This window comes from Serpentinimonas barnesii, assembly GCF_000696225.1.
Taxonomy (GTDB): Bacteria; Pseudomonadota; Gammaproteobacteria; order Burkholderiales; family Burkholderiaceae_C; genus Serpentinimonas; species Serpentinimonas barnesii.
Window position 1 is genome coordinate 18,080 of sequence record NZ_BAWN01000044.1, and the last position, 19,555, is coordinate 37,634.

General features: G+C 67.3%; 16 protein-coding genes and 3 tRNA genes. 8 read left to right on the forward strand and 11 right to left on the reverse strand.

Going from position 1 to position 19,555, the window contains the following annotated elements:
- Nucleotides 1-9: 9 nt before the first annotated feature.
- The 4 genes from lon to SRAH_RS11010 all read left to right on the forward strand — a co-directional run bounded on the left by lon (nucleotide 10) and on the right by SRAH_RS11010 (nucleotide 2,878).
- Nucleotides 10-2,445 carry an endopeptidase La gene (lon, locus tag SRAH_RS10995; protein ID WP_029463395.1) on the forward strand — a complete coding sequence of 812 codons (2,436 nt, stop codon included), beginning with the start codon at nucleotides 10-12 and terminating at the stop codon, nucleotides 2,443-2,445.
- 95 nt (nucleotides 2,446-2,540) lie between these two features.
- Nucleotides 2,541-2,616: transfer RNA gene (locus SRAH_RS11000), tRNA-Gly, on the forward strand.
- A gap of 75 nt (nucleotides 2,617-2,691) precedes the next feature.
- Nucleotides 2,692-2,765: transfer RNA gene (locus SRAH_RS11005), tRNA-Cys, on the forward strand.
- 37 nt (nucleotides 2,766-2,802) lie between these two features.
- Nucleotides 2,803-2,878, forward strand: a tRNA-Gly gene (locus SRAH_RS11010).
- Between the two features lie 31 nt (nucleotides 2,879-2,909).
- On the opposite strand, the gene SRAH_RS11015 is transcribed toward SRAH_RS11010, so the two are convergent.
- Entirely contained in the window at nucleotides 2,910-4,670 is a 1,761-nt protein-coding gene (locus SRAH_RS11015) for a transglycosylase SLT domain-containing protein (protein ID WP_076607032.1), read from the reverse strand.
- Nucleotides 4,671-4,784: 114 nt separating this feature from the next.
- Entirely contained in the window at nucleotides 4,785-5,681 is an 897-nt protein-coding gene (locus tag SRAH_RS11020) for a hydroxyacylglutathione hydrolase (protein WP_029463397.1), read from the reverse strand.
- An 81-nt stretch (nucleotides 5,682-5,762) separates the two neighbouring features.
- Here SRAH_RS11020 and xerD point away from each other — a divergent pair, with 81 nt between their 5' ends.
- The 4 genes from xerD to SRAH_RS11040 all read left to right on the forward strand — a co-directional run bounded on the left by xerD (nucleotide 5,763) and on the right by SRAH_RS11040 (nucleotide 9,349).
- Nucleotides 5,763-6,680, forward strand: a complete 918-nt coding sequence (gene xerD, locus SRAH_RS11025) for a site-specific tyrosine recombinase XerD (protein ID WP_029463398.1) — start codon at nucleotides 5,763-5,765, stop codon at nucleotides 6,678-6,680.
- A gap of 48 nt (nucleotides 6,681-6,728) precedes the next feature.
- The gene (locus SRAH_RS11030; protein ID WP_029463399.1) at nucleotides 6,729-7,253 is read left to right on the forward strand and encodes a gamma carbonic anhydrase family protein; all 525 of its coding nucleotides are present in this window, start codon (nucleotides 6,729-6,731) and stop codon (nucleotides 7,251-7,253) included.
- Between the two features lie 16 nt (nucleotides 7,254-7,269).
- Nucleotides 7,270-8,253: an Hsp33 family molecular chaperone HslO gene (gene hslO, locus SRAH_RS11035; protein WP_029463400.1), complete on the forward strand. Its 984-nt coding sequence runs from the start codon at nucleotides 7,270-7,272 to the stop codon at nucleotides 8,251-8,253.
- A gap of 118 nt (nucleotides 8,254-8,371) precedes the next feature.
- On the forward strand, nucleotides 8,372-9,349 hold the full coding sequence (locus SRAH_RS11040) for a Bug family tripartite tricarboxylate transporter substrate binding protein (RefSeq protein WP_029463401.1): 978 nt from the start codon (nucleotides 8,372-8,374) through the stop codon (nucleotides 9,347-9,349).
- 111 nt (nucleotides 9,350-9,460) lie between these two features.
- On the opposite strand, the gene ftsB is transcribed toward SRAH_RS11040, so the two are convergent.
- The 9 genes from ftsB to SRAH_RS12180 all read right to left on the reverse strand — a co-directional run.
- Nucleotides 9,461-9,811: a cell division protein FtsB gene (ftsB, locus tag SRAH_RS11045; protein WP_076607033.1), complete on the reverse strand. Its 351-nt coding sequence runs from the start codon at nucleotides 9,809-9,811 to the stop codon at nucleotides 9,461-9,463.
- Nucleotides 9,812-9,831: 20 nt separating this feature from the next.
- On the reverse strand, nucleotides 9,832-11,115 hold the full coding sequence (gene eno / locus SRAH_RS11050; protein ID WP_029463403.1) for a phosphopyruvate hydratase: 1,284 nt from the start codon (nucleotides 11,113-11,115) through the stop codon (nucleotides 9,832-9,834).
- 49 nt (nucleotides 11,116-11,164) lie between these two features.
- Nucleotides 11,165-11,455, reverse strand: a complete 291-nt coding sequence (locus SRAH_RS11055) for a DUF1330 domain-containing protein (RefSeq protein ID WP_029463404.1) — start codon at nucleotides 11,453-11,455, stop codon at nucleotides 11,165-11,167.
- 16 nt (nucleotides 11,456-11,471) lie between these two features.
- A complete protein-coding gene (gene kdsA, locus SRAH_RS11060) occupies nucleotides 11,472-12,329 on the reverse strand; it encodes a 3-deoxy-8-phosphooctulonate synthase (RefSeq protein WP_029463405.1) in 858 nt (285 codons plus the stop codon).
- Between the two features lie 6 nt (nucleotides 12,330-12,335).
- Complete coding sequence (gene pyrG / locus SRAH_RS11065; protein ID WP_029463406.1) at nucleotides 12,336-13,991, reverse strand: CTP synthase; 1,656 nt, start codon at nucleotides 13,989-13,991, stop codon at nucleotides 12,336-12,338.
- A gap of 97 nt (nucleotides 13,992-14,088) precedes the next feature.
- Nucleotides 14,089-16,194: an ABC-F family ATP-binding cassette domain-containing protein gene (locus SRAH_RS11070; protein WP_029463407.1), complete on the reverse strand. Its 2,106-nt coding sequence runs from the start codon at nucleotides 16,192-16,194 to the stop codon at nucleotides 14,089-14,091.
- Nucleotides 16,191-17,117, reverse strand: a complete 927-nt coding sequence (prmB, locus tag SRAH_RS11075) for a 50S ribosomal protein L3 N(5)-glutamine methyltransferase (protein WP_045477333.1) — start codon at nucleotides 17,115-17,117, stop codon at nucleotides 16,191-16,193. Before prmB ends, SRAH_RS11070 begins: the two co-directional genes overlap by 4 nt.
- 84 nt (nucleotides 17,118-17,201) lie before the next feature.
- A complete protein-coding gene (locus SRAH_RS11080) occupies nucleotides 17,202-18,575 on the reverse strand; it encodes a putative bifunctional diguanylate cyclase/phosphodiesterase (RefSeq protein WP_052369199.1) in 1,374 nt (457 codons plus the stop codon).
- Nucleotides 18,576-19,555 (reverse strand): PAS domain S-box protein (locus SRAH_RS12180; RefSeq protein WP_149028984.1); only part of this gene is annotated, 980 nt, incomplete at its 5' end.

Consider the following 19,555-nt stretch of genomic DNA (forward strand, 5'->3'; position numbering starts at 1 on the left):
AGGTAAGAAATGTCCGGACACCCCCCCCTACCCAGCCAGCCCCTGACCCTGCCCCTGTTGCCCTTGCGCGACGTGGTGGTGTTTCCGCACATGGTGATCCCCCTTTTCGTCGGCCGCCCCAAGAGCATCAAGGCCTTGGAAGCGGCGATGGAGCTGGATCGGCGCATCGTGCTGGTGGCGCAAAAAACCGCCACCAAAGACGACCCAAGCCCACAAGACCTGTTCGAGGTCGGCTGCGTGGCCAGCATTTTGCAAATGCTCAAGCTGCCCGACGGCACCGTCAAGGTGCTGGTCGAGGGCGTGCAGCGCGCTGCCGTGCAGCGGGTGCAAGAGGGCGAGTCGCACTTTGAAGCCGAGGTGTTTCCGGTCAGTGCCGACGACGAATTCGCCCAAGTCGAATCGACCGAGCTCGAGGCGCTGCGCCGCGCAGTGATGCAGCAGTTTGACCAGTACGTCAAGCTCAACAAGAAAATCCCTTCGGAAATCCTCACCTCCATCGCCAGCATCGACCACCCCGGTCGCTTGGCCGACACCATCGCCGCCCACCTGCCGCTCAAGCTCGAGGCCAAGCAAACCGTGCTCGATCTCAACCCGATCGTGCAGCGGCTCGACAACCTGTTTGTGCAGCTCGAACGCGAGGTCGATATCCTCAACGTCGATAAGCGCATCCGCGGCCGCGTCAAGCGCCAGATGGAGAAAAACCAGCGCGATTTCTACCTCAATGAGCAGGTCAAGGCGATCCAGAAAGAGCTTGGCGAAGGCGAGGAGGGCGCCGACATCGAGGAAATCGCGCGCAAGATCAAGGCTGCCAAAATGCCGGCCGAGGCGCGCAAAAAAGCCGAGGCCGAACTCAAGAAGCTCAAGCTCATGTCGCCCATGTCGGCTGAGGCCACGGTGGTGCGCAACTACATCGACGTGCTGAGCAACCTGCCGTGGAGCAAAAAAACCAAGATCAAGCACGATCTGGGCTTTGCCGACGAGGTGCTCAACGAAGACCACTACGGGCTAGACAAGGTCAAAGACCGCATCCTCGAATACCTCGCGGTGCAGCAGCGGGTGGACAAGGTCAAGGCGCCAATTCTGTGCCTGGTTGGGCCGCCGGGGGTGGGCAAAACCTCGCTTGGGCAGTCGGTGGCGCGCGCCACCGGGCGCAAGTTCGTGCGCATGGCACTGGGTGGCATGCGCGACGAGGCCGAAATCCGCGGCCACCGCCGCACCTACATCGGCGCGCTGCCGGGCAAGGTGTTGCAAAACCTGAGCAAGGTCGGTACCCGCAACCCGCTCTTTTTGCTCGACGAAATCGACAAACTCGGCATGGACTTCCGTGGCGACCCGTCTTCGGCCCTGCTCGAAGTGCTGGACCCGGAGCAGAACCACACCTTCAGCGACCACTACGTCGAGATCGATTTCGACCTCTCCGACGTGATGTTCGTGGCCACTTCCAACACGCTCAACATCCCGCCGGCGCTGCTGGACCGGATGGAGGTGATTCGCCTTTCGGGCTACACCGAGGACGAAAAAACCCACATCGCGCTCAAGTACCTGTTCCCCAAGCAGCTCAAGAACAACGGCATCCGCGACGGCGAGCTCGAGCTGAGCGAAGACGCGGTGCGCGACGTGGTGCGCTACTACACCCGCGAAGCCGGGGTGCGCGCGCTGGAGCGCGATTTGTCCAAAATCTGTCGCAAGGTGGTCAAGGGCCTGCTGCTTAAAAAATACACCGCCCCGGTGCAGGTCACGCCCGAGAACCTGGGCGAATTCCTGGGGGTGCGCAAATACACCTTCGGCCGCGCCGAGCAGCAAGACCAGGTCGGCCAGGTGGTGGGCTTGGCCTGGACCGAAGTCGGTGGCGATTTGCTCACCATCGAGGCCGCGCTCATGCCCGGCAAAGGCAACGTGACGCGCACCGGCCAGTTGGGCGAGGTGATGAAGGAGTCGGTCGAGGCCGCGCGCACGGTGGCGCGCAGCCGCGCCCGGGCGCTGGGCATCAAGGCCGAAGCCTTCGAGAAAAACGACATCCACATCCACGTGCCCGACGGGGCCACGCCCAAAGACGGCCCCAGCGCCGGCGCTGCCATGACCACGGCCATCGTCTCGGCCCTGACCGGCATCCCGGTGCGCGCCGACGTGGCCATGACGGGCGAGATCACCCTGCGCGGCGAGGTCACCGAGATCGGCGGCCTCAAAGAGAAGCTGCTGGCGGCGCTGCGCGGCGGCATCAAAACGGTGCTGATCCCGCAGGCCAACGTGAAAGACTTGGCCGAGATTCCCGACAACGTCAAAGAGGGCTTGGAACTGGTGCCGGTGCAATGGATAGACCGGGTGCTGGAGCTGGCGCTGGTGCGACTGCCGCTGCCGCTGGCTGCCGAGGAGGATGCGGCGGCCACGGCAAGCGCTGCGCCAGCGGCCGCCGAGCCTGCGGTCGTGGCTCCCTTGAAGCACTGAATTGTGTCGATGGCGCCGCCAGACCGGGTTTTTTCGGTATAGAATAGCGGTTCTGTAGCCAAGCGGTGCCAGAGGCGCTGCAGACGCTGCAACATGCGGGAATAGCTCAGTTGGTAGAGCGCAACCTTGCCAAGGTTGAGGTCGCGAGTTCGAATCTCGTTTCCCGCTCCAATGTTTTCTAAGGGCAAGCGCTGGCTTGCCGATCCGATTTGGTGTGTGCCACCGAGCCGGGTGTGTCAGATCGAAGGCGCGGTAGCAAAGCGGTTATGCACCGGATTGCAAATCCGTGTAGGTCGGTTCGACTCCGGCCCGCGCCTCCAGCCTTACCAAGCGCTGACCCCTAGCGGGCCAGTCGATGCGGGAATAGCTCAGTTGGTAGAGCGCAACCTTGCCAAGGTTGAGGTCGCGAGTTCGAATCTCGTTTCCCGCTCCATCTTTTTCTCCCCTCCCTCCCCTGGTTTTATTTATCGCACCGCCACTTTCGATTGGCTGGCGAGGGCTTGCGCGCTGCGGCTTGGGGCTTGCGCCGTGGGGCGGTTGCTGGGCGCCCTGCTGGCGGCACTGGAGCGCTGGGCGGCTGGGCGGCTGGCGCTGCTGCGGGCCGCAGGGGCGGCGCTGGCGTTGCGGTTTGAGGCCGCGCGCTGCACCAGCAGCACCTGCCCAACGCGCAACGTGGCGTTGGGGCGCAGCTGGTTCCAACTGCGCAGATTGGCCACGCTCACGCTGTGGCGGCGCGCCAGCGAAGACAGGGTGTCGCCCGAGCGCACAGTAACGCGGCTGCTGCGCTGCCCTTGGGCGGGGTTGGAGCTGGCGCTGCCTGTGTCGCGCCCGAGCAGAATCTGACCGCCGTCGGCGATGTGCTCGGGCACGTCGGCGGCGTGGCTGCCTAGGCGCGGCACCAGCAAGGTAGAGCCGGCGCGCAACTGGCTGGAGCGGCGCGGGATGTCGTTGACTTCGCGCAGGCGCGTTTCACTCAAGTCGTGGCGCTGCGCAGCGGCGGCCACGCTCATGCTTTCGGGCACGCGCCAAGCGGTCCAGGTGGCCCAAGGGCCTTGGTGCTCGCGCAGGCGCTGTTGGAAGGTGAGGGCGTTGTCCCACGGCAGCAAGATGGTGGGGGTGCCGGCGGCCATGATGATGGGTTTGTCGTGCGCGGGGTTGAGCTGGCGAAAGTTCTCGATGCTCACGTCGGCAAGCTCGGCGACCAGGGCGACGTCGATGTCGCGCTCCAGCGTGACGCTGTCGAAAAAGGGGTGGTTGCCGATCAGGGGCAGGGTGACGCCGAGGCGCTGCGGGTCGCGGATCAGGTTTTCGATGGCTTGCAGCTTGGGCACGTAGTTGCGGGTTTCGTTGGGCATGCGCAGGTCGAGGTAGCTGGTGCCCAGGCCCGCAGCGCGGTTGGCGCGGATGGCGCGCTGCACATTGCCGTTGCCCCAGTTGTAGGCGGCCAGCGCGAGCTGCCAGTCGCCAAACATGCGGTGCAGGCGCTCCAGATAGTCGAGCGCGGCGTTGGTGGAGGCGAGCACGTCGCGGCGGTCGTCGCGAAAGGCGTTTTGCATCAGGTCGAAGGAGCGCCCGGTGGCGGGCATGAACTGCCACAGGCCAGCCGCCCTGACCGGCGAGACCGCCTGCGGGTTGAAGGCGCTCTCGATAAAGGGCACCAGCGCCACTTCCATGGGCAGGCCGCGGCGCTCGGCTTCTTCGACGATGTGAAACAGGTATTTGCTGCTGCGCTGCACCATGCGCTCAAGGTTTTGCGGCCGGCTGGCATGCCATTGCTCGTGCTGGCGCACCAAGTCGGTGTCGAGGTCGGGCATGGCAAAGCTGCGCCGCATGCGCTCCCACAGGTCGCGCGGGGCTTCTAGGGTCGCGACGGCCACGCTGGTGCTGCCCGGGGTGCTGCCCAAGGCCAGCAGGGGGCCGCTGGGGATGAGGGGGCGCAGGCCCAAGCTGCCGCCGGATTGGGCCAAGCCGGGCTGACTGGGGTGCTCGGACGCGCCTTGCGGCAGGTCGGCGGCGCTGCTGTGGCTGGGCTGGGCGGCGCGGGGAAGGCTGGCCGGTCTGCTGGTTTGGGCAGCAAGGTCGGCCGCCGTTCTGTGCGGAAAGGTCTCGCTCTGGCCGGTGCCAAGCCCGCTAGGGGCGGCGCAGGCGCTGAGCCAGAGCGCGGCGGCCAAGGGCAGTGCGAAGCGCAGGGTGGAGCGGGCTAAGTTGTGGGCTATGGTGGTCATCAGCTGGGTATCTGTCGCAAATTGGGTGGATTATCGGGCTTGCGGCTGGGGTTGGGCAAGCGCACCCAGATTCGGGCTGGCGCACTGGAGCCCGCTCAGGATCAAAAGCCCGTTTCAGGCAAAGCTGTCTTTGCAGCGCCGCAGGGCAGCAAAGGCCTGCACATCGGCATCGGGCTGCGCGCCAGCCAAGGCGGGCACCGGTGCCAGTTGATGGAGTGCCTGGCGCAGCGCGGGTTCCCGGCTGCGCAGGAAGGGGTTGAGCGCGCGCTCGCGCCCAATGTGGCTGGGCAGGGTGGGGCGGCCGGCTTGGCGTTGCTGCTCGCACCAGCGCTGGTGGTCGGCCAAGCTAGGGTGATCGGGCTCGAGGGCGCGCGCAAACCGCAGGTTGGACAGGGTGTATTCGTGGGTGCAGCAAACCAGCGTGGACGCAGGCAGAGCGGCCAAGCGGTCCAGGCTGGCCAGCATCTGCGCCGCCGTGCCTTCGAACAGGCGGCCGCAGCCGATCGAAAACAGGGTGTCGCCGCAAAACAGCAGGCCCTCGGGGCCCAGCGGCTGGCCGCGCGTGCTGGCTGGGCCGGTTGGGACGGTGAGCGGCGTGGTGTGCAGCGCGCCCTCGGCGCCCTCAGCGGGGCTGGCGCTGCGGGCAGGGGCAAAGCCCGCGCAGTACCAAGCGATGTGGCCCGCCGTGTGGCCGGGGACGTCGATGACCTCAAACTCGCCGCCGAGCAGCGCCAGCCTGTCGCCGCCGCGCACGCGCTGCACGCCCTCCGGCAGCGGTTCTTGGGCGGGGCCCCAGGCAGGGGCAGCGGTGGCGGCGCGCAAGGCCGCCACGCCGCCGGTGTGGTCGCCGTGGTGGTGCGTGAGCAAGATGCCAGCCAGTTGCAGGCGCTGCGCCGCCAGCCAGTCCAGCACCGGATCGGCCTGTCCGGGGTCCACCACCCAGGCTTGGTGGCCATCGTGCAGGGCCCAGATGTAGTTGTCGCTCAGGGCGGGGATGGGGTGCAGCATCATGGGCATGGCCCGATTGTGTAGCAGGCGCGCCCCTGCACGGCCGCTTACCCCGGCGCACTGGTGGACAATGCCGGTTCAACCTTGGAATGCAAAGGCGTGCGTGTGCTGGAACGATTTTTGGATGCGCTGTGGCTGGAAGACGGGCTGGCCCCGCTGACGCTGGCGGCCTATCGCAGCGATTTGCAGCAGTTGGCCGACTGGTTGGCGCAGCATCGCCCGCCGCCGACCGGGTTGGCCGCCACCACCCTGGAGCAAGCGCAGGAGGCCGATTTGCTGGCCTATCTGGCCGCCTGCCATGCCAGCAGCCGCGCCAGCACCGCCAACCGGCGCCTGAGCGTGCTCAAGCGCTACTACCGCTGGGCGCTGCGCGAAGGGCTGCTGGACACCGACCCGACGCTCAAGCTCCTGAGCGCCCAGCGTGCGCTGCGCGTGCCCAAAACCCTGAGCGAGGCGCAGGTCGAGCGGCTGCTGCAAGCGCCCGATGCGGGGCAGCCGCTGGGGCTGCGCGACCGCGCCATGCTGGAGCTGATGTACGCCAGCGGCTTGCGTGTGAGTGAGCTGGTGGGGCTGCAACTGCACCAGATCAGCCTGCCCGAGCAGGTGTTGCGCGTGTTGGGCAAGGGGTCCAAAGAGCGGCTGCTGCCCTTTGGCGACGAGGCGCTGCACTGGCTGCAGCGCTACCTGGCCGAGGCCCGGCCCGCCATTTTGGTTGGCCAGATCAGCCACGATCTGTTTGTGACCGCACGCGGCGCGGGCATGACGCGGGTGATGTTTTGGCTGCTGGTAAAAAAATACGCGCGCCACGCGGGCATCGAGGTGCCGCTGTCGCCGCACACGCTGCGCCACGCCTTCGCCACCCATTTGCTCAACCACGGGGCCGACTTGCGCGCCGTGCAACTGCTGCTCGGCCATGCCGACATTTCCACCACCACCATCTACACCCACGTGGCGCGCGCGCGCCTCAAGCAGTTGCACGCCCAGCACCACCCAAGGGGTTGAGGGGGGGCAGTTTGGCACCCCCCGCCCGCGCTTCGTACAATCGCAACCATGAGCATTTACCAACTCGACGACGCACAACCCCAAGTCCACCCCAGCGCCTTCGTGGCCGATAGCGCGCAGGTGATCGGGCAAGTCAGCCTAGGGGCCGAGGCCAGTGTCTGGTTTGGCTGCGTGATCCGCGGCGACACCGAGGCCATTGCCATCGGCGCGGGCAGCAACATCCAAGATGCCAGCGTGCTGCACGCCGACTACGGCTTCCCGCTGCAGGTGGGCGAGCGCGTGACCGTGGGGCACCAGGTGATGCTGCATGGCTGCACCATCGGCGACGAATCGCTGATCGGCATTGGGGCGGTGGTGCTCAATGGGGCGCGCATTGGCAAACACTGCTTGGTGGGGGCGGGCGCGCTGGTGACCGAGGGCAAGGAATTCCCCGACGGTTCACTGATTCTGGGCAGCCCGGCCAAGGTGGCGCGCACGCTCACGCCGGAGCAGATCGAGGGCCTGCGCCAGAACGCGCAGCGCTACATAGACAACGCGCGCCGCTACCGCAGCGGTTTGCGCAAGCTCGCCTGAACCGGGTGCCGGCGCCGTGACTGACCAACTGCATAAGTTTTTATTCGAGGGCATGCCGGTGCGCGGCCTGCTGGTGCGCTTGGGCGCGAGCTGGCAGGAGCTGCTGCGCCGCCACGCCCAAGCGGGTGGCTACCCGGCGGCGGTAGCCGATCTGCTGGGCCAGATGAGCGCCGCCGCCGTGCTGCTGCAGGGCAACATCAAGTTCAACGGGGCGCTGCAACTGCAGATTCAGGGCGACGGGCCGGTGCGGCTGGCGGTGGCCGAAGTGGGGCCCAATTTTGCTTTTCGCGCCACCGCCCAGGTGCACGGCGATGTGCCCGAGGGCGCGCCCCTGAGCGAGCTGATCAACCGCCAGCGCAAGGGGCGCTGCGCGATCACGCTCGATCAGCAAGACCGGCTGCCGGGGCAGCAGCCGTACCAAGGCGTGGTGGCGCTGGGCGGCGCAAACGGGCAGCCCTTCGAGCGCCTGAGCGAGGTGCTGGAGCACTATATGCAGCAAAGCGAGCAGCTTGACACCAAGCTGGTGCTGGCCGCCGACGCGCATTGCGCCGCCGGGTTGCTGATCCAGCGCCTGCCACCCTCGGCCGAGGCGCACTTGAGCGGCCAAGCAGCGGCGGCAGCGCGCGCCGAGGCGCGGGAGCAAAGCGACGACTACCCGCGCATCGCCACGCTGGCGGCCAGCTTGCAACCCGAAGAACTGCTGCGGCTCGATGCCGAGACGCTGTTGCACCGCCTGTTTTGGCAAGAGCCGCTGCTGCGCTTGCAAGAGCCTGCTGGCCCGACGCAGCCGCGTTTTGCCTGCCGCTGCTCGCGCGAGCGCGTGGCGGCGATGCTGCGCAGCCTGGGCGCAGCCGAGGTGGATTCGATCTTGGCTGAGCGCGAGCAGGTGGAAATCGGCTGCGAGTTCTGCGGCGCGCAGTACCGTTTCGATGCGGTGGATGCGGCGCAGGCGCTGCTGGAGCCGCCGGTGCTGGCCGCTGCGGCGGCACGCTTGCAGTAGCGAGGCTTGGGGTAAGTCCCGATCCCAATCAGCCCCTTGAGGGGCGCAATATCCGGCTGCGCAGTGTTCGCCGTGCCTACAATGGGTCGCACGCTAACTTGAGCAGGAGATACCCACCATGCAACGCCGTTCACTGATTGGAGCCGCCGGGCTCGCCGCTTCCCTGTTTGCTGCCAGCGGCAGCGCCTGGGCGCGCACTTACCCCACGCGCTCGGTGCGCCTGATCGTTCCCTTTGCGCCCGGCGGTCCGACCGACATCGTGGCGCGCATCATCTCGGAACCGCTGGCGCAGTTGCTGGGGCAGCCGGTGGTGGTGGACAACCGCGCTGGGGCGGGCGGCATGATCGGGGCCACCGAAATCTCTCGCGCCACCCCAGACGGCTACACCCTGGGCGTGGCCACGGTCTCGACGGTGGCCGCCAACCCGGCCTTCAACCCGCGCACCCCCTACCACCCGATCAACGACTTCACGCCCATCACCAACATCGCCGCCGCGCCCAGCGTGTTCGCGGTGCACCCTTCGTTTGCGGGGCGCGACTTTGCATCCTTCCTGCGCGAAATTCGGGCCGCGCCGGGTCGCTTCTCCTACGCCACCTCGGGCACGGGCAGCATCAACCACATCTTGGTCGAGCTGTTCGAGTCCGAAACCCGTACCTTCTTGGTGCATATCCCCTACCGTGGCACCGCCCCGGCGCTGGTGGACGTGGTGGCCGGCCACGTGCCGATTATTTTTGGCGACCTGCCCACGGCGCTGCCGCACATCCAAGCGGGTCGGCTGGTGCCGATCGTGGTGGCGGCGGAGCGGCGCACGGCGCAACTGCCCAATGTGCCGACCTTTGCCGAAGTGGGCCTGCCGCGCGTGAACCGCATGGCCTTTTTTGGCCTGCACGGCCCCCGCGGCTTGCCGCGCGAGGTGGTCGAGCGCGTCCACAGCGCCACCATGCGCGTGCTGGCCGACCCGGCAATCCGCCGGCGCATTGAGGACACCGGTTTGGTGATCGTGGGCAACACGCCCGAGCAGTTTGCCGAACAAACCCGGCTCGAGTTCGAGCTCTACCAAGGCGTGGTGCAGCGCGCTGGATTGAAGCCGGATTGAGGCTGGGTTGCTGCAGATTGAGGCCCTAATGAGGCGAGGCCCTGATGGGTCACAGGGCCCAAGGCTCTAGGATCACAGGGGTAGGGGCGAGTGCGCAGGCTGCGCGGGGGTTCAGTTGCTGCGGCTGGCCGGAGTCTGGGCCGGAGCCGGATCTGAGGCAGAGCTTGAAGGTACCGCCCCCGCCTCAGGCCGCCGAATCTGCACAAAAATTTCGTTCGGCCGCACCAGGCCGAGCTCGTGCCGCGCCACTTCCTCGACCATCTCCAGCCCCTCTTGCAGGTCGCGCACCTCGCTGCCAAGTTCGGCGTTGCGCTGGCGCGCCGCCTCGTTGGCGGCTTCTTGCAGGTGCAGGCGCTCGCGCAGCTCGCGCACCTGCGGCACGCCGCCGCGCCCAAACCAGAGCTGCGCCTGCACCACCAGCAGCAAGGCGGCCAGCAGCAGGGCGACGGTGCGGGCGCTCATGGCCGCGGTGGGGGCATTTTTTAGCGCAGGTTGTAAAACGCCGCCCGGCCGGGGTAGCGCGCCACGTCGCCGAGGTCTTCTTCGATGCGCAGCAACTGGTTGTACTTGGCCATGCGGTCTGAGCGGCTCAGCGACCCGGTCTTGATCTGGCCGGCGTTGAGCCCGACGGCGATGTCGGCGATGGTCGAGTCTTCGGTCTCGCCCGAGCGGTGGCTGATGACGGCGGTGTAGCCGGCGCGCTTGGCCATTTCGATGGCTTCAAAGGTTTCGGTGAGGGTGCCGATCTGGTTGATCTTGATCAGGATCGAGTTGGCGATGCCCTTGTCTATGCCTTCTTGCAGGATTTTGGTGTTGGTCACGAACAGGTCGTCGCCCACCAGCTGCACTTTTTTGCCCAGGCGCTCGGTGAGGTGCTTCCAGCCGTCCCAGTCGCCTTCGGCCATGCCGTCTTCCACGCTGATGATGGGGTATTTGTCGCACCAGGTGGCCAAAATATTGGTCCACTCTTCGGCGCTCAGCACCAGCCCTTCGCCTTCGAGGTGGTAGCGGCCGTCGCGGTAGAACTCGCTGGCGGCGCAGTCCAGCGCCAGCGCGATCTGCTCACCCGCCACGTAACCGGCTTGCTCGATGGCTTGCAGGATCAGTTGCAGCGCCGCTTCGTGGTTGGGCAGGTTCGGGGCAAAGCCGCCTTCGTCGCCCACGGCCACGCTCATGCCCTTGTCGTGCAGGATTTTTTTCAGGGCGTGGAACACTTCGGCGCCCCAGCGCAGCGCTTCGCGAAAGCTGCTGGCGCCCAGCGGGACGATCATCAGCTCTTGCAGGTCGAGGTTGTTGTTGGCGTGTGCGCCGCCGTTGACCACGTTCATCATCGGCACCGGCAGCTGCATGCGGCCGCTGCCGCCAAAATAGCGGTACAGCGGCAGCCCGGCCTCTTCGGCGGCGGCGCGCGCCACCGCCATGCTCACCGCCAGCGTGGCGTTGGCCCCAAGGCGGCTTTTGTTGGGGGTGCCGTCGAGGTCGATCAGGGCCTGGTCCAGAAAGGCCTGCTCGGAGGCATCGAGGCCGAGCACGGCTTCGCTGATTTCGGTGTTGATGTGCCCCACTGCCTTGAGCACGCCCTTGCCGAGGTAGCGCTTGGGGTCGCCGTCGCGCAGCTCGATCGCTTCGCGGCTGCCGGTGGAGGCACCCGAAGGCACGGCGGCGCGGCCCATGACGCCGCTTTCCAGCAGCACGTCGCATTCGACGGTGGGGTTGCCGCGGCTGTCGAGGACTTCGCGCCCGACGATGTCAACGATTGCACTCATTTTTGCACCTTTGATTTGAAGAAGTCGAAACTGGGGGGTCGGGCCGGGCTTACACGCCTTCGACGGCGATCATGCGGATCGAGCCGGCCCCGGCGCGCGCTTGGCGTGCTTGGGTGTAGGTGGCGCTGTCGTAGTAGGCGCGGGCGGCGGCCAGGCTGGGGAACTTGAGCACCACGATGCGCTGCGGCACCCAGCCGCCTTCGAGCGGATCGACCAGGCCGCCGCGCACCAGCACCTCGGCCCCGTGCTCTTGCATGGCGCGGCTGCTCCACTCGCGATAGACCTTCATTTGGTCTTCGTTGGTGATGGTGACGTCGGCAATCAGGTAGGCGTGTGGCATGGTGCGGCGGGTAGGTTCAGGGGTTGAAATGCTGTTCGAGGAAGCCGTGTTTTTTGGTCACGCGGTCGAGCTCCAGCAGGCTCTCCAACAGCGCCGGCATGTGCTTGAGCGGCACCGCGTTGGGGCCGTCGCTCAGGGCGCGCTCCGGGTCGGGGTGGGTTTCCATGAACAGGCCGGCCACGCCCACGGCCACGGCGGCGCGCGCCAGCACCGGCACCATTTCGCGCTGGCCGCCGCTGGACTGGCCCAGGCCACCAGGCAGTTGCACGCTGTGGGTGGCGTCGAACACCACCGGGGCGTTGGTCTGGCGCATGATGGCCAGGCTGCGCATGTCGCTCACCAGGTTGTTGTAGCCAAAGCTCACGCCGCGCTCGCAGGCCAAGAAGTTGTCCTCGGGCAGACCGGCTTCGCGGGCGGCGGCGCGCGCTTTGTCTATCACGTTGAGCATGTCGTGCGGGGCCAGAAACTGCCCCTTTTTGATGTTCACCGGCTTGCCAGACTGCGCCACGGCGCGGATGAAATCGGTCTGGCGGCACAGAAAGGCCGGGGTTTGCAGCACATCGACCACCGCCGCCACTTCGGCGATTTCGGCCTCGGTGTGCACGTCGGTGAGCACCGGCAGGCCAAGCTCGCGCCGCACCTGGGCCAGAATTTCCAGCCCGCGCTCGCGCCCCGGGCCGCGAAAGCTGCTGCCGCTGGAGCGGTTGGCCTTGTCGTAGCTGCTCTTGAAGATGAAGGGGATGCCGAGCGCGGCGGTGATTTCCTTGAGCCGCCCGGCGACTTCGAGTTGCAGCGCCTCGCTCTCGACCACGCAGGGCCCGGCGATGAGGAAAAAGGGCCGGTGCAGGCCGACTTCGAAGCCACAGAGTTGCATGCTGGATCAGCCTTGGTGGGTTTGTTGCTGTTGCAGGGCGGCCCGAACGAAGGCGCTAAACAGCGGATGCCCGCCCCACGGGGTGGACTTGAATTCGGGGTGAAACTGCACCCCCATGAACCAGGGGTGGACGCTGCTGGGCAGTTCGACGATTTCGGTGAGCTGCTCGCGCTGCGTGAGCGCCGAAATGATCAGCCCGGCCTGGCGCAGGCGCTCCAGGTAGTGCGTGTTGGCCTCGTAGCGGTGCCGGTGCCGCTCGTGCACCAGCGGGCCGTAGATGGCGTGCGCCAGCGTGCCGGGCTGCACGTCGGCGCTTTGCGTGCCCAGGCGCATGGTGCCGCCGAGGTCGCTGCTGCCGTCGCGCTTTTGGATCGAGCCGTCGGCGTCTTGCCATTCGTCGATCAGGGCGATGACGGGGTGCGGCGTGGCCGGGTCGAACTCGGTCGAGTTGGCGCCTTCTAGGCCAGCCACGTGGCGCGCAAATTCGATCGTCGCCACTTGCATGCCGAGGCAAATACCGAGGTAGGGCACGCGCTGCTCGCGGGCGTAGCGGGCGGCGGCGATCTTGCCCTCGGTGCCGCGCTTGCCAAAGCCGCCCGGCACCAAAATGGCGTCGAAGGGGGCCAGCGCGGCGGCCACGTCTTGCCCTTCCAGCGTTTCGGAGTCGATGTAGCCGATTTCTACGCGCACCTGATTTTTCAGGCCGGCGTGGCGCAGCGCCTCGTTGAGCGATTTGTAGCTGTCGGACAGATCGACGTATTTGCCCACCATGGCGATGCGCACCGCGCCCTGCGGGTGTTGCAGCGCGTGCACCAACTCGTCCCAGCGTTGCAGCCGCGCCGGTGGGGTGTTGAGGCGCAGCTTGTCGCAGATCAGGCCGTCTAGCCCCTGCTCGTGCAGTAGGCGCGGCACCTGGTAGATGCTGGGCATGTCGGGCAGCGAGATCACGCCCCACAGCGGCACGTTGGTGAAGAGGCTGATTTTTTCGCGCTCGTCGTCGGGGATGGTGCGGTCGGCGCGGCACAGCAGGGCGTCGGGCTGGATGCCGATTTCGCGCATTTTCTGCACCGTGTGCTGGGTCGGCTTGGTCTTGAGCTCGCCCGCCGCCGCAATCCAGGGCACGTAGCTTAAGTGCACGAAGGCGCACTGGTTGGGCCCCAGGCGCAGGCTCATCTGGCGCACCGCCTCCAAGAAGGGCAACGATTCGATGTCGCCCACGGTGCCGCCGATTTCGACGATCGCCACCTCCACCGCCTGCGCCGTGCCAAAGCCGGCCCCGCGTTTGATGAACTCTTGGATTTCGTTGGTGACGTGCGGGATCACTTGCACCGTTTTGCCGAGGTAGTCGCCGCGGCGCTCTTTTTCGAGCACGCTTTTGTAGATCTGGCCGGTGGTGAAGTTGTTGGCACGCTTCATGCGTGTCTCGATGAAGCGCTCGTAGTGGCCGAGGTCGAGGTCGGTTTCGGCCCCGTCGTCGGTGACGAACACCTCGCCGTGCTGAAACGGGCTCATGGTGCCGGGATCGACGTTGAGGTAGGGGTCGAGCTTGATCAGGGTGACGTTGAGGCCGCGCGATTCGAGCAGCGCCGCCAACGAAGCGGAAGCGATGCCCTTACCAAGTGAGGACACCACGCCGCCGGTCACGAATACGAATTTGGTCATGTCGCGGGCAAGCCGGCTAAGGCTCGCGGCTGAGGAAAGGCCGATTATAAAAGGCTGCCCAAGGGCGGCGGATGGCGGTGGGTGGCGGCGCAGGGCTTTAGGCCATCTGCTCCAGCGCCTCGATCTGCTGCGCCACCTCGAGCCACTGCTCTTCGGCGGCCTCGATGGCCTGCTCCACGGCCCCCAGGCGCTGGCTGGCGGCGGCCAGCGCGGGCGCGGGCTGCTCGGGCTGTTGCAGTTGGGCGTGCAGGGCCTGCTGCTCGGCTTGCAGTTGGGCCAACTCGCGCTCCAGCGCCTCGCGCTGCTTTTTGTGCGGCTGCAGGCGCGTGGCCAGTTGTTGGCGGCGCTGGGCGTCTAGGCGGCGTTGCTCGGCGGCGGGCAGGCGATCGGGGGTGGCCCCGCTGGCCGCATTGGTCCCGCTGTTTGTGGCGCTGCTGGCGGTGCCGCTGCCCTTGCGCTCGGCTGGGTTGTTGGTTGCTTGATCGGATTTATCGGCCTTGTCGGCCTTGTCGGCTTTATTCCGCCGGGTCGATTTGTCGGCTTTATCCGCCTTGTCCGGCTTGGCCAAGGCCTCGCGGCGCTGCTTGGCCAGGTCCAGCAGGTGGCGCTGGTAGTCGTCGAGGTCGCCCTCGAAGGGTTCGATGCCGCCGTGGCTGACGAGCCAGAACTCGTCGCAGACGGCGCGCAGCAGGGCGCGGTCGTGGCTGACCAGCAGCACCGTGCCCTCAAAGCCGTTGAGCGCCAGCGCCAGCGCCTCGCGCGTGGTCAGGTCGAGGTGGTTGGTGGGTTCGTCGAGCAGCAGCAGGTTGGGCCGCTGCCAGACGATCAGGCACAGCACCAGGCGCGCTTTTTCGCCGCCGCTCATGCTGCCCACGCGCTGCTGCGTGAGCTCGCCGCCAAACTGGAAGCGCCCCAGAAAGTTGCGCAAATCCTGCTCGCGCGTGGCTTGGCCGGCCAAGGCCCCAGCGGCTTCGGTTTCGCGCGCCAGCCGCACCATGTGCGCCAGGGCGGTGTCGTCGGCGCGCAGCAGGTCCATTTCTTGCTGCGCGAAGTAGCCGATGCGCAGCCCCTTGCCGTCGCTGCGCTGGCCTTCGAGCAAGTCGAGCGTGCGCGCCACGGTTTTGATGAAGGTCGATTTGCCCTGCCCGTTGGCGCCCAAGATGCCGATGCGCTGCCCGGCCATGACCGAGCGCGTGACGCCGCGCACGATGGGGGTGGCGTGGCCGTCGGGGCTGCGGTAGCCAAAGCAGGCATCGCGCAGGCTAAGCATGGGGTTGGGCAGGTTGCCGGCTTCGTCGAACTCGAAGTCGAATTCGGCTTCGGCCAGCACCGGGGCCAGTTTTTCCATGCGTTGCAGCGCCTTGACGCGGCTTTGCGCCTGGCGCGCCTTGCTGGCCTTGGCCTTGAAGCGGTCGATGAAGCGCTGCAGGTGCGCGACGCGCTCTTGCTGGCGCTCAAAGCTGCTTTGCTGCAGCGTGAGCTGCTCGGCGCGCATGAGCTCGAAGCGGCTGTAGTTGGCGCCGTAGCGCTTGAGCTGGCCCGACTCCAGGTGCAGCGTGACACTGGTCACGGCGTCGAGGAATTCGCGGTCGTGGCTGATCACCAGCAGCGTGCCGGGATAGCGCTTGAGCCAGCTTTCCAGCCAGACCAAGGCGTCGAGGTCGAGGTGGTTGGTGGGCTCGTCGAGCAGCAGCAGGTCGCTCGGGCAGATCAGGGCGCGCGCCAGTTGCAGCCGCATGCGCCAGCCGCCGGAAAAGCTGTTCACCGGGCGTTCGAGCTGTGGCGTGTCGAACCCGAGGCCCAGCAGCAGCGCCTGGGCGCGGGCGTGGGCGTCGTGGCTGCCGGCGTCGAAGCAGGCGCTGTGGGCTTCGGCCAGCGCCAGGCCGTCATCGCTGGCTTCGGCGGCGGCGAGCGCGGCGCGGGCGGCCGCCAGCCGGGTGTCGCCGTCGATCACGAAGGCGGTGGCGTCTTGCGTGGTTTCGGGCATGTCTTGCGCCACAGAGGCGCTGCGCCAGTGGCGCGGCAGTTGCAACTCGCCGCCGTCTTCGTGCAACTGGCCTTGCAGCAGCGCAAACAGGCTCGATTTGCCGGCCCCGTTGCGCCCGACCAGGCCGATTTTTTCGCCCGGGTTGAGCACCGCACTGGCGCCGTCGAGCACCACTTTGCTGCCACGGCGCAGCGTGATTTGGCGCAGGGTGATCATGCTGCCTGCTCCGGCACCAGCGGACTGCCTTGCCAAAGCTCCAGCGCGGCGCGCGTGAGCAGCAGCACCGCATCGGGGCCGGCGCTGGTGTGCAGCCAGTGCGCCGGCAGGCCGGGGAAGGCGCGCTCGAAGTGGGTGCGTTCGTGGCCGATTTCCAGCACCAGCACGCCCTCGGGCTGCAGGTGCGCGGCGGCTTGCGCCAGCAGCGTGCGGATAAAGTCCATGCCGTCGGTGCCGCCGTGCAGGCCGCCGTCGAGCGCCAAAGCCGGTTCGGCGCAAAACTCGGGCGGCAGCGCCTGCATGCTGCTGCGGCAGACGTAGGGCGGGTTGCACAGGATCAGGTCGTAGCGCTCGGGCAGGGCGGCCCAGCCGTCGGACTCGATCAGGCGCACGCGTTCTGTCAAGCCGTGCTGCTGCACATTGATGCGAGCCACGGCCAGCGCAGCGGGGGAGAGGTCGGCGGCATCAACTTGCACCTCGGGCCAGGCCAGCGCCGCCAACACCGCCAGGCTGGCGTTACCGGTGCACAGGTCGAGCACGCGCTGGGTGTGGGTGCCCAGCCAGTCGTCGAGGCAGTCGGTGCCTTCGGCGGCGGCGATGAGCTCGGCGATGAGGCTGCGCGGCACGATGCTGCGCTCATCGACATAAAACGGCACGCCCTGCAGCCACGCCTGGCGCGTGAGGTAGGCGGCGGGGCGGCGGGTGGCGATGCGCTCGTCGATCAGGGCCAGCACGGCTTGCGCCTGCTCGGGCGCAACCGGCTGCGCCGCCAGCGCGCTCAGATCGCTGTCGGGGGGCAGGCCGAGCCGCCACAGCAGCAGCCAGGCGGCTTCGTCGTGGGCGTTGGTGCTGCCTTGGCCGTAGGCCAAGGGGGCGGCTTGCAGGCGCGCGCGGGCGGTCTCGAACAGTTCGATCAGGGTCATGAAGGATGCGGTGGGGCTGGGGCCTGGCAGGGCCAACAGCCGATTTTAGAGTGCCCCAGACCGATGCGAAACCGAAAAGACGGATTAGGCGGGTTGGCCGGTCTGGAGGGGCGGGGCTGCGCAGGGCGCAGGGGAGGGCGCCGCTGCCCATGCCGGGTCGGGTTTCCAGTGCGCCACCCAGTCGGGAATCTGCTCGGCTGGCATGGGCCGGGCAATGGCGTAGCCTTGGCCGTGCACGCAGCCTAGGCGCAGCAGCATCTGGGCGTGGGCCGAGGTTTCCACCCCTTCGGCGATCACCAGCCGTTTGAGCGCCTGCGCCAGCCCGAGCACGCCCTGCAAAATGGCGCTGTCGGTCGGGTCGTCGAGCATGCCGCGCACAAAGCTCTGGTCGATTTTCAGCACCTGGGTGGGCAGGTGCTTGAGGTAGGTGAGGGAGGAGTAGCCGGTGCCAAAGTCGTCCAGCGAGGTTGTCACCCCGAGCTCGCGGCACTGGTGCAGCAGGTCGGAAACGGCGCCCAGATCGCCCAGCGCGCTGGTCTCCAGCACCTCGAGCTCCAGTTGGCTGGGCGACAGCTCGGGGTGGCGTGCCAGCGCAGCGCGCAGTTTGGGCACAAAATCGGCTTGCGCCAGTTGCATGGCGTCGATGTTGACGCTCACCGGCAGGCGCAGCCCAGCGCGGTTCCACTGGGCGATTTGTTGCAGCGCGCGCTCGAGCACCCAGTCGCCCACGTCCACCATCAGCGTTTGCTGCTCCAGCGCCGGCATAAAAGCCCCTGGGGCGAGCAGGCCGCGCTGCGGGTGCTGCCAGCGGATCAGCGCCTCGACCCCGATCACGGCCCCGCTGCGCATATTGACCTTGGGCTGGTAATAGAGCACGAACTGCTGCTGTTGCAACGCCAGCGCAATTTGTCCAATCTCGGCGTGGCGGCTGCGCAAGCCCCGGTCGTGCTCGGCGTCGAACAGGTGGTAGCGGTTTTTGCCGCTTTGCTTGGCCTGGAACATGGCCTGGTCGGCCTGGCGCAGCAGTTGGTCGGCGTCCACCGCATCGGCCTGGGGGTAGAAGCTAACCCCTAGGCTGGCTGTGAGGGGCTGGCCGTTGTGGGCATCGGCTTCGCAGGCGGCAATGTGGCTCAAGATGGCATCGAGCAAGGGCTGTGCCGCCGCCGCATGGGGCAGGCCGGGCAGCACGGCCACGAACCAGTCGCCGCCCATGCGCGCCAGCGTGGTGTCTTCGGGCAGCGCGGCCTTGAGGCGCTGGGCTAGGCGAATGAGCAACTCGTCGCCAGCGTCGGGGCCCAGGTGCTCGTTGAAGGCCTGGAAGCCGTCCAGGTCCAGATAAACCACCGCCAATTGCCGCCCACGGCGCAGGGCTTGCGCCATGGCCTGTTGCAAGCAGTCGGTGAGCAGGCTGCGGTTGGGCAGGCCGGTGAGGGCGTCGTACTGGCTCAGGCGCTCCACCTAGTGTTGCTGCTCGCGCAGGGCGCTGAGGTCGGTCGAGACGCCGGCGTAGCCCTGCAGCCGGCCTTGGTCGTCGCGCACCGGGCTGATGGTGAGCAGGCACGGGTAGACCTCGCCGTTTTTGCGCCGGTTCCAGATTTCGCCGCGCCACAGGCCTTGCTCGCGCAAGGCCTGCCACATCTGGCGGTAAAAAGCCGCGTCGTGGCGGCCAGAAGCCCACAGGCGCGGGTTTTGCCCCAACATCTCCTCGCGGCTGTAGCCCGTTAGGCGGCACAGGGCGGTGTTTACATCGATGATGGTGCCTTGGGCGTCGGTGATGTCGATGGCGTCGTTGGCGTGCTCGAACACGCTGGCGGCGCGGCGCAGGGCCAGAGCAGCCTGCTGGCTTTCGGTCACGTCTTGGGCGGTGCCGATGGACTCGATCACCGCGCCGGCGGCGTTGCGCCGGTGTTGGCAGCGCTCATGGATGTGGCGGATGGCGCCGTCGCTGTGGCGCACGATGCGGTGCACGATCTCGTAGCTGTCGGCACCGGCTTGCAGCGAACCGCTGTAGGCGGCATCAACGGCGGCGCGGTCGTCTGGGTGTACGGCCTCCAGAAAGGCTGGGTAGCTGGCAGCGAATTCTTGCGGCTGCAGGCCAAACAGGCGGTAGAGCTCGTCGCTCCAGTGCAGCCGCCCGGTTTGCAGATCGAGCTTCCAGCAGCCGATGTGCGCCACCTGCTCCAGTTCGGCCAGCAGCGACTGGTTTTCGCGCAACTGCTGCGCGTCGCGGCTGGCCGCAATCCACGAAGCGGTGCGCTGCAGCAGCGGGCGCAGCAACTCCAGCAGGGTGCGCTCGTAGCCACCGGGGCGGTTGGCCAGCCCGATCAGTCCCACCATGGCGCCCTCGTGGTGCAGCGGTATGCCCATAAAGGCATTCAGTGGCGGGTGCCCGGGTGGCAGCCCGCCACGGCGTGGGTCGGTGGCCGGCTGGTTGGCAA

Coding starts and splice junctions, on each gene's coding strand:
- kdsA (WP_029463405.1), bottom strand. CDS start 12,329: ATGCAACTCTGTGGCTTCGAAGTCGGCCTGCACCGGCCCTTTTTCCTC.
- SRAH_RS11070 (WP_029463407.1), bottom strand. CDS start 16,194: ATGATCACCCTGCGCCAAATCACGCTGCGCCGTGGCAGCAAAGTGGTG.
- SRAH_RS11015 (WP_076607032.1), bottom strand. CDS start 4,670: ATGACCACCATAGCCCACAACTTAGCCCGCTCCACCCTGCGCTTCGCA.
- pyrG (WP_029463406.1), bottom strand. CDS start 13,991: ATGACCAAATTCGTATTCGTGACCGGCGGCGTGGTGTCCTCACTTGGT.
- SRAH_RS11040 (WP_029463401.1), top strand. CDS start 8,372: ATGCAACGCCGTTCACTGATTGGAGCCGCCGGGCTCGCCGCTTCCCTG.
- SRAH_RS11020 (WP_029463397.1), bottom strand. CDS start 5,681: ATGATGCTGCACCCCATCCCCGCCCTGAGCGACAACTACATCTGGGCC.
- lon (WP_029463395.1), top strand. CDS start 10: ATGTCCGGACACCCCCCCCTACCCAGCCAGCCCCTGACCCTGCCCCTG.
- prmB (WP_045477333.1), bottom strand. CDS start 17,117: ATGACCCTGATCGAACTGTTCGAGACCGCCCGCGCGCGCCTGCAAGCC.
- eno (WP_029463403.1), bottom strand. CDS start 11,115: ATGAGTGCAATCGTTGACATCGTCGGGCGCGAAGTCCTCGACAGCCGC.
- ftsB (WP_076607033.1), bottom strand. CDS start 9,811: ATGAGCGCCCGCACCGTCGCCCTGCTGCTGGCCGCCTTGCTGCTGGTG.
- SRAH_RS11030 (WP_029463399.1), top strand. CDS start 6,729: ATGAGCATTTACCAACTCGACGACGCACAACCCCAAGTCCACCCCAGC.
- SRAH_RS11055 (WP_029463404.1), bottom strand. CDS start 11,455: ATGCCACACGCCTACCTGATTGCCGACGTCACCATCACCAACGAAGAC.